The organism is Actinomadura sp. NTSP31 (assembly GCF_041951385.1).
Taxonomy (GTDB): Bacteria; Actinomycetota; Actinomycetes; order Streptosporangiales; family Streptosporangiaceae; genus Spirillospora; species Spirillospora napierensis.
In genome coordinates, this window is the sequence record NZ_JBGNUT010000055.1 from 25,878 (window position 1) to 34,711 (window position 8,834).

General features: G+C 71.2%; 9 protein-coding genes and 1 tRNA gene. 6 read left to right on the forward strand and 4 right to left on the reverse strand.

What is annotated here, in order from left to right:
• Positions 1-651 carry a DUF1444 domain-containing protein gene (locus ACA514_RS47050; protein ID WP_375048045.1) on the reverse strand — a complete coding sequence of 217 codons (651 nt, stop codon included), beginning with the start codon at positions 649-651 and terminating at the stop codon, positions 1-3.
• 280 nt (positions 652-931) lie between these two features.
• Here ACA514_RS47050 and ACA514_RS47055 point away from each other — a divergent pair, with 280 nt between their 5' ends.
• The 4 genes from ACA514_RS47055 to ACA514_RS47070 are packed head-to-tail and all read left to right on the forward strand — an operon-like array spanning position 932 to position 4,560.
• On the forward strand, positions 932-1,579 hold the full coding sequence (locus ACA514_RS47055; protein ID WP_375048046.1) for an ABC transporter permease: 648 nt from the start codon (positions 932-934) through the stop codon (positions 1,577-1,579).
• A complete protein-coding gene (locus ACA514_RS47060) occupies positions 1,572-2,771 on the forward strand; it encodes an ABC transporter ATP-binding protein (protein WP_375048047.1) in 1,200 nt (399 codons plus the stop codon). Before ACA514_RS47055 ends, ACA514_RS47060 begins: the two co-directional genes overlap by 8 nt.
• A complete protein-coding gene (locus ACA514_RS47065) occupies positions 2,768-3,586 on the forward strand; it encodes an ABC transporter permease (protein WP_375048048.1) in 819 nt (272 codons plus the stop codon). The genes ACA514_RS47060 and ACA514_RS47065 overlap by 4 nt, the downstream gene beginning before the upstream one ends.
• Positions 3,587-3,588: 2 nt before the next feature.
• Positions 3,589-4,560, forward strand: a complete 972-nt coding sequence (locus ACA514_RS47070; RefSeq protein WP_375048053.1) for a glycine betaine ABC transporter substrate-binding protein — start codon at positions 3,589-3,591, stop codon at positions 4,558-4,560.
• Here ACA514_RS47070 and ACA514_RS47075 read toward each other — a convergent pair.
• Genes ACA514_RS47075 through ACA514_RS47085 form a run of 3 tightly spaced genes read right to left on the reverse strand, consistent with a single transcriptional unit; the run spans position 4,553 to position 7,711 of the window.
• Positions 4,553-6,049 carry a cobyric acid synthase gene (locus tag ACA514_RS47075; protein ID WP_375048049.1) on the reverse strand — a complete coding sequence of 499 codons (1,497 nt, stop codon included), beginning with the start codon at positions 6,047-6,049 and terminating at the stop codon, positions 4,553-4,555. The two genes, ACA514_RS47070 and ACA514_RS47075, sit on opposite strands and share 8 nt — an antisense overlap.
• Positions 6,046-6,948: a cobalamin biosynthesis protein gene (locus ACA514_RS47080; protein WP_375048050.1), complete on the reverse strand. Its 903-nt coding sequence runs from the start codon at positions 6,946-6,948 to the stop codon at positions 6,046-6,048. Before ACA514_RS47080 ends, ACA514_RS47075 begins: the two co-directional genes overlap by 4 nt.
• Entirely contained in the window at positions 6,923-7,711 is a 789-nt protein-coding gene (locus tag ACA514_RS47085) for a phosphotransferase (protein WP_375048051.1), read from the reverse strand. Before ACA514_RS47085 ends, ACA514_RS47080 begins: the two co-directional genes overlap by 26 nt.
• A 128-nt stretch (positions 7,712-7,839) precedes the next feature.
• On the opposite strand from ACA514_RS47085, the gene ACA514_RS47090 reads away from it, so the two are divergent.
• Positions 7,840-7,916 (forward strand) — tRNA-Arg (locus ACA514_RS47090).
• A 218-nt stretch (positions 7,917-8,134) separates the two neighbouring features.
• Positions 8,135-8,431 (forward strand): hypothetical protein, encoded by a 297-nt coding sequence (locus ACA514_RS47095; RefSeq protein ID WP_375048052.1) that lies wholly within the window; start codon positions 8,135-8,137, stop codon positions 8,429-8,431.
• The last annotated feature ends 403 nt before the right edge of the window (positions 8,432-8,834 follow it).

Sequence of the window (8,834 nt, forward strand, 5' to 3'; positions counted from 1 at the left end):
TCAGGAGGTCAGGATCTCCCAGGCCGTGCCGCGGCGGACCAGCAGGTCGTGGGTCAGCAGGCTCCCGGCGGGCACGTCCCACGCCGGGTCCGAGACGCCGTCGCCCCGGTCCTCCGCCCACACCTGGCCGACCGCCCAGCGCAGCTTGTCGACGCCGTCCGGATGCCCCGTGCCGGACGCCACGAACACGTCCCGCGCCGGCACCGCGACGACGAGATCGCCCTCCACGTCCTGCGCGAGCTTGTCCAGGAAACCCTCGTCCAGCAGCAGCGCCGCCTCCAGCCCGCCCCGCCGGGACGGCGCCCCCGCCGGGCCCGGCTCGCCGAGCGTCACCGTGACCGCCCGCACGTCCGGATACCAGCTGAGGCCGAGATCCGGCCGGCGGTTCCGCAGGTTGATCACCGCCTGCCGGCGCAAGTCCCCGGCGGCGACGCCCAACTCCGCGCAGTGCCGCCCCGCCACGTGCTCGTAGCGGCGGCCCGCCACCGCCGACTCGTCGGCGATCTCCAGCGCGTAGGTGACGTACAGGTCGCCCGCGAACGCGTCGCGGACCGGCTCCTCGTCCGGCGGCAGCGGGAACTCCAGCTGGACCTCCGCCGGAACCCGCGCCTTCATCAGCGGGACGATGAGACTGGACCGCTCCTCGGTCACCCGACGTCCTCCGTGTTCATTGCCTTGCCCTTGGCGGTCGGGCGCTGGAGCGCCCTTCCTTCAACGGGCAATGCGGCGATCGCTGCATCGCTCCGACTCGCCCTGGGGCTCGCTGCGCGATCAGGTTCTCGCTTCGCTCGAACCCGGCTTCGCTCGCGATCGCAACGCTTGAGGTTGCTGGGGGTCGAGCTTAGTACGGGTGCGCCAGGTGTCGAACTGCACGCCGAAGGTCACGTGTGATCGCGCCGTCACGATGGGTAGTGATCGTTCCGGGGGGAACGTGGACTTCTGGGAGTACCTGGACAGCCGGCGCGAGCGGCTGCGGTTCGAGACGTGGCAGCACGCCAGCATGGTCTTCCAGTGCGTGCTGGCCGCGCTGGTGATCGGGCTCGTGATCGGGCTGGCCGTCTACCGCAGCGGGCGGCTGTCCGCGCTGGCCACCGGCACCGCCGGGGTCGTCTTCACGGTGCCGTCGCTGGCGCTGCTCGGCCTGCTGATCACGCCGCTGGGGCTGGGCGTGGCGCCGAGCGTCGTCGCGCTGACGCTGTACTCGCTGCTGCCGATCGTGCGCAACACGATCGTCGGGCTGGCCGGCGTCGACCGGACGCTGGTGGACGCGGCGCGCGGCATCGGGATGACCCGCACGGCGATCCTGTTGCGCGTCGAGCTGCCGCTGGCCTGGCCGGTGATCCTCACCGGCGTCCGGGTGAGCACCCAGCTCGCCATGGGGATCGGGGCGATCGCCGCGTACGTGTCCGGCCCCGGCCTCGGCGAGCAGATCTTCTCCGGGCTGGCGCGGCTCGGCGGCGCCAACGCGATCAACATGACGCTCGCCGGGACGGTGCTGATCATCATCCTGGCGCTGCTGTTCGACGGCTGCTTCGTTCTGATCGGGCGGCTCACCACCCCGCGGGGCATCCGTGTCTGACGAGGTGCGGGCGACGGCCGAGGCGGCAGACGATCAGGACGGGGCCGGGCGCGGCGGCATCCGGCTGATCAACGTCACCAAACGGTATCCGGGACAGGGCACGCCCGCCGTCGACGACGTCACGATGACGATCCGCAGCGGCGAGATCGTGGTGCTGCTCGGCCCGTCCGGCAGCGGCAAGACCACGATGATGCGGCTGATCAACCGGCTGATCGAGCCCACCTCCGGGAAGATCATCGTCGCCGGGCAGGACGCGATGGGGCTCGACCCGACCGAGCTGCGCCGGCACATCGGGTACGTCATCCAGAACGCCGGGCTGTTCCCGCACATGACGGTCGCGACGAACGTGGGGCTCGTCCCGCAGATGCTGAAGTGGGACAAGAAGCGCATCGCGGCGCGGGTGGACGAGCTGCTGGAGCTGGTCGACCTCGATCCCGGCCAGTACCGCGACCGGTACCCGCGCGAGCTGTCCGGCGGCCAGCAGCAGCGCATCGGCGTCGCCCGCGCGCTCGCCGCCGACCCGCCCGCCATGCTGATGGACGAGCCGTTCGGCGCCCTCGACCCGATCACCCGCGGGAACCTCCAGGACTCGCTGCTGCGGCTGCAGGACGAGCTCGGCAAGACCATCGTGTTCGTCACCCACGACATCGACGAGGCGCTCAAGCTCGGCGACCGCATCGCGATCCTCGACAAGGGCTCGCGCGTCGCGCAGTACGCCACCCCGCAGGAGATCCTGCTGAACCCCGCCGACGACTACGTCGAGCGGTTCCTCGGCGGCGGGCAGGCGATGCGGCTGCTGCAGTCCAGCCGGGTCGCGGACGTCCCGCTGCAGCACGTGCCGGAGGCCCGCGCCGGCGACGACGCGGACGCCGTCCGGCGCCGGATCGAGGGCAGCGAGATCGGCTTCGCGATCGTGCTGGACGAGCGGGACCGGCCCGTCCGCTGGGCCCATCCCGAGGACCTCGACGGCGTCACAGGGCCGATCGGCGAACGCGGCATGGACGTCGCGCCGCCGATCCGGGCCCGCGCCACCCTCCAGCAGGCCCTGGAGTCGCTGATCCAGATCGAGCACGAGTGGGTGCCGGTCGTCGGGCCGCGCGGCGTCTACCGCGGCACGGTCACCCTCGGCACCCTGCAGAACGCGATCCGGGACATGAAGGACCGCGCGCGCAGCGCCCGGCGGCCCTCGTGAGCGCGCCGCCCGCCGCGCCGGTACCGTCCGGGAAGGCCCCGCCCGAGGACCCGAACGCCGCCGGGGAGCCCCGCGAGTCCCTGCACACCCCGACCGGGCGGTCCTGGCGGTCCGTGCTCGAACCGGTCGTCATCATCGCGATCGGCGCCGTGTGGATGCTGTACGTGGAGAACTCCGACCTCGACAGCATCGCCCGCCGCAGCCTCGCGTCGCGCTACGTCACGCAGAAGACGTGGGAGCACATCGAGCTGACCGTCGTGTCGACGCTCGTCGTCCTGGTCATCGCGATCCCCCTCGGCGTCCTGCTCAGCCGCGCGTGGGCGCGTCCCGCCACACCGGTGGTGCTGGCGATCGCCAACATCGGGCAGTCCGCGCCCGCGATCGGCGTGGTGGTGCTGCTCGCCGTCATCTGGGGCATCGGCTTCTGGACGGCCATCGTCGCGCTCGTCGCCTACGGCGTGCTGCCCGCGCTCCGCAACACCATGGTCGGGCTCCAGCAGGTCGACCCGGCCCTCACCGACGCCGGCCGGGGCATCGGGATGTCGCCGGTGACGGTGCTGCGCCGCGTCGAGCTGCCGCTGGCCGTGCCGGTCATCCTGGCCGGCATCCGCACGACGCTCGTGCTGATGGTCGGGACGGCCAGCATCGCCGCGTTCATCAGCGGCGGCGGGCTCGGCGACCTGATCACCAGCGGCGTCAGCACGCAGCGCACCCCCGTGCTGCTCACCGGCTGCGTCCTCATCGCCCTGCTCGCCCTGCTGGTCGACTGGCTCGGCGGGATGGCGACCCGGCTGCTGGCGCCGAAGGGGCTGTGACGATGCGGTGGCGGACGCTCCTGGCGGCCGGGCTGGTGCCGGTCCTCGCGCTCACCGGATGCGGGCTGAAACCGGCGTCGGCGTTCATCCCGCACGTCGAGCCCGCCGGCATCCGCCCGATCCCCGGCCTGGAGGACGCGACGATCCGGGTCACCTCCAAGGAGTTCACCGAGCAGATCATCCTCGGCAAGATCGCGGTGCTGGCGCTCACCGCCGCCGGCGCGAACGCCGAGGACCACACCAACGTGCAGGGCAGCGTCACCGCCCGCAAGTCCATCACCGGCGGCGACAACGACCTCGCCTGGGAGTACACCGGCACCGGCTGGATCACCTACCTCGGCGAGGAGAACCCGATCGCGGACCCGCAGAAGCAGTTCGAGGCGGTCCGCGACCTGGACATGAAACGCAACCACATCGCGTGGCTCGCGCCTCCGGCGCCGCTCAACAACACCTACGCGATGGCCGTCACGACCGCGGCGCAGAAGAAGTTCGGGCTGTCCGACCTCTCCGACATGACGAAGGTCCCGGCGGGGCAGCGGACGTTCTGCGTCGATCCGGAATTCTTCAGCCGCAACGACGGGCTGCGCGGAATGCTCAAGGCGTACGGGCTCTCCTACGGGTCGAGCGTTCCCGCCACGAACGTCCGGCAGATGTCGTCCGGCGTCGTCTACAACGCCACCTCCGGCGGGAAATGCACCTTCGGCGAGGTGTTCACCACCGACGGCCGCATCGAGGCGCTGCACCTGCACGTGCTGAGCGACAGCAAGCACTTCTTCCCGAACTACAACCCGGCCATCACCGTCCGCGAATCGGTACTGCGCGCGCATCCCGAGCTCACGGCCCTCTTCGCGAAGATAAGCCCGAAGCTCACGACGACCGTCATGCGGAGCCTCAACAGCAAGGTCGACGTGAACGGCGACGACCCGGTCTTCGTCGCCCGCGACTGGATGCGCGACCAGGGGCTCGTCAAATAGCCGGGGCGCCGCCCGGCGGCACCACCGGCAGATCCCGCGGCGCGCCCTTCTCGATGAGCCGCCACACGGCGTCGGTGTCGAGATGCTCTTCGACGAGGTCGCCGAGCGCGTCCATCGTCGCCTCGCGCAGCGCGGCGAACCCCACGTCGGGGGCGGGGGTGAAATCCCGTCCGGCCGTTTCCGCGACGTCCCTCAGGAAGGCCCGCCTGAATCCGTCGTTCTCCATGGCGCCGTGCCACGTCGTCCCCCAGACGGCGCCTACCCGGCAGCCGTCCAGGAATGGCTCGCCGCCTTCCACGGTCACGATTCCGTGGTGGATCTCGTAGGCCTCGACGTCCTCGCCGTACGCGCTGCCGCGCGGCCGTCCGAGCGTCTTGTCGCCCTCGAAGGCGACCCGTGCGGGCAGCAGTCCGAGCCCTTCGACGCGTCCGGTTCTGGATTCGACGTCGTCCACGATCTCGCGGGCCAGCATCTGGTGGCCGCCGCAGATGCCGAGCACCGGAAGCCCTTCCCGGGCCCGCCGCACGATCTCGTCGGCCATTCCGCGCTCGCGCAGCCAGGCCAGGTCGCTGACCGTCGCCCGCGTCCCCGGCAGCACCACCAGATCGGCCTCCGCCAGGTCGCCGGCGCTCGCGGCATAGCGCACCACGACGCCCGGTTCGCAGGCCAGCGCGTCCAGGTCGGTGAAATTCGAGATGCGCGGGAAACGGACGACCGCCACCCGCAGCGTCTGCCTCCCGTACGGGCCCCTCGCCTCGGGACGCGGCGCGTCAAGCGCGAGCGTGTCCTCGGAATCCAGATACAGCCCGAGCGTCCACGGCAGGACGCCGAGCACGGGACGTCCGGTCAGCTTCCTCAACTGCTCGAGCCCCGGCTCCAGCAGTTCCTTGGCGCCACGGAACTTGTTGATGACGAATCCGGCGATGAGCGCCTGATCGGCCGGCTCCAGAAGGGCGACCGTCCCGAAAAGGGACGCGAACACCCCGCCCCGGTCGATGTCACCGACCACGACGACGGGCAGGTCCGCCATTCTCGCCAGGCCCATGTTGACGATGTCCCCGGCCCGCAGGTTGATCTCGGCCGGGCTCCCCGCGCCCTCGCAGACCACCACGTCGTATTCGCTCCGGAGTTCCTCCAGGCTCTCCTTCACGACGGTGCGGAGCCATTCCTTGTGGTCGCCGTACTGGAGCGCGTCCACCTCGGCGACCGGCCGCCCCAGCACCACGACCTGGCTGCGCCGGTCGCTGCCCGGCTTCAGCAGCACCGGGTTCATCACCGCGCGCGGCTCCACCCCGGCCGCCTGCGCCTGCATGTACTGCGCCCGCCCGATCTCGGCGCCGTCCGCGGTCACCATCGAGTTCAGCGACATGTTCTGCGCCTTGAACGGCGCCACCTTCACGCCCCGCCGCGCCAGCCACCGGCACAGCCCGGCGGTCACCACGCTCTTGCCCGCGTCGGACGTCGTCCCCGCGACCAGCAGACCGCTCACCGCGCACCCCACACCAGCGCCGCCGCCGCGAACGTCACCGCCGCCGACAACCGCACCGCCCGCCCGATGTCGCGGACCTCCGGAGCCCGCCCGTCCCCCATTTCCGGCCGCTTCTCCACCGAACCCCCGTAGGCGTTCGTCCCGCCGAGCCGAACACCGAGCGCTCCCGCGAAAGCGGCCTCGCACCGTCCCGCATTGGGGCTCGGATGCCTGGCCCCGTCCCGCCGCAGAACGCGCCAGGCGTCCCGCCCCGCGCACAGGACGACGAGCATTCCCGTCAGCCGCGCCGGCACCCAGTTCGCCGCGTCGTCCAGCCGGGCCGCAGCCCATCCGAACCGCTCATAGCGCGCGTTGCGGTATCCGACCATCGCATCGAGCGTGTTGATCGCCCGATAAGCGAGCAACCCGGGAACCCCACCGACGGCTCCCCATACCAGGGGCGCTATCGCGGCGTCGGAGGTGTTCTCCGCTACCGACTCGACGGTCGCCCGCGCCAATTCCGCCTCGTCCAGGCCTTTGGGGTCCCGCGCGCACAGATGCGAAAGCCTCTCCCGCGCGGCGTCCAGATCCCCCTGCGCCAAGAGCCGCTCCATGGCGAGCCCTTCACGTCCCAAAGACGTCCCACCCAGAACGGCCCACGTGGCCCCCGCGGTGAGAGCGACCCGCCAAGGCCCCTTCGCCACCCGCTCCAACAGCACGCCCGAAGCCACGGCACCACCCACCAGAACCCCGGCATAGAGGACACCCGCCGCCCGCGAATCCCGATGGACGAGCCGCTCGAACCCCGACGCCAGCCGCCCGAACCCCGCGACGGGATGCCCCCTCCTCGGATCCCCGAGAAGCGCGTCCAGCGCCACCCCCAGAACCAGCCCCTCAGCAGAGCCGCGCATCAAGCTCATCCCAGTGACGCTCCAACCAGTCCTGCGCCCGCCGGATCCGCGGGCCCGCCCCACCCTGCCAGATCCGCGCCCAACCTCCGCCTTTGGACGCCCGCGCCCGCATCGCCGCGTACGACCGCTCGAACCGCACCCGCGCCGCCGGCAGCACGTCCCGCCGCCGCTCCCGGTCCAGCCCGTACGCGTCGCAGAAGACCCGCACCCTGCGCGCGACGTCCGCCGTGTAGAGCAGCGCGTCCCGGTCCGCCGGATCGGCGATCGGCGCCCAGTGCCGCAACGCCGTCACCACGTCGTACAGCCGCGTCGTCGGCCGCGCCAGATCGAAATCGATCAGCGCCGCCGGCGCCCCCTCCCGGAACACCACGTTCTCCGGCGTCACGTCGCAGTGCCCGATCAGCTCCGGCGCCCCGTCCAGATTGGACGCCTCCCGATCCCAGCCGCCCTCGGGCACCCCATAGGAGGCCACCGCGTCGTGGTACCGCCGCAACAGCAGCGCGACGCCCCGCAGCGCGCTCTCCGACACCGCGTACTCCGGCAACGGCCGATGCGGCACGTCCCCCGGCACCCAACTGAGGATCTCCCGCCCCCGCCCGTCCACCCCGAGCACGCGCGGCGCGCCCTCGAAGCCGGCCTCCTCCAGATGCCGCAGCAACCCGTGCACCGCCGCACTATGCGCCCTAATCGGCCTGCGCACCGTGTTCCCCACCCGCACCACGCCCTCCGTCACGTCCCCGCCGGAGAGCGGCACCTCGTACTCCACCGCCACAACATCACAAGATATGACCCCGCGCCCACCGCCGCGTCCCGGCGCGTCCCTTGGTGGCCCCGTTATGGATGTGGAGCCGGAGGACGCTCCGCCTTACACTGTGTCCCGGCGCCCCGCCGGGCCGCCGAGCGCCCGTAGCTCAGCTGGATAGAGCATCGGTCTTCTAAACCGACGGTCGCGGGTTCGAATCCTGCCGGGCGCGCCACCCCTGACCTGCATAAACACGCGCTTACACACTAGAATCCACGCCCGAAATGTCCACGTGTTAGCTCGAAGTTAGCTCGGATGTCGCCACCGTGTCGCCAGTCCCAATCGGTGGGGCGGTCCAGGACCGCCCGCAGGTGCTCGTCGCCGTAGGGGATCTCGAGGTCGGGTACCGCGTCCGGGTCGCCCGCCTGGCTCGGCTGGGGCCCGTTCGAGCGGATGACGTCATCGATCATCCTGGTGCTTCTGGTCTGCATGAGCCGTGGTGGAGCCCGGCCGCGGCTGTCGCGGCAGGGTAAGGGCCCACTGCTCGGTCATGCCGCGTTCCGGCGCGATGTACCCGGCCGGCATGCGCTGCTCGGTGAGTCCCTCGACCTTACGGACCAGCGGGACCTGCCGCTCCTGTCGTGGGAGGTCGGCGGTCACACCCTCATCGGTGAGGCCACCCAGCTCAGCAGCACCGACAAACGGCACGCCCGGCAGGAGTGGATAGCCGCGCTCGAGTTGGAGGAGTAGGCGCCGTTCACGTCGCAATCGGAGCGGACGCATCTACATGCCGTCGCTGGCGACTGGCGGGGCGGCGGTGTGCCTGTGGTGGCCTCGCGGACCTGTACGACGCCGACTCAGATGACGAGTCGTGACCGCGCCGGCGTGGCGTCGGCGGCGTCCTGAGCCACCTCCCGCGCCTGGGACAGTGGAGGTTGCGGGTCCATTGCGCCAGCGGTGACGTGGAGGCATTCCTCGCCCAAACTGGGGCGGGTGCAGCCGCTCGGCGAGAACTTCATGGCCCTCAGAGGGCGTTTGGTCCTTATATGTGGAGAATGTGCAGGTTCTCGTGCGAGCCAGCCGCGGCCGGACAGAGAGATGAGAGATAGCTGTTTTCGGTGAGGCTTGTGGAGCTTCGGACCAGCATGTTTCG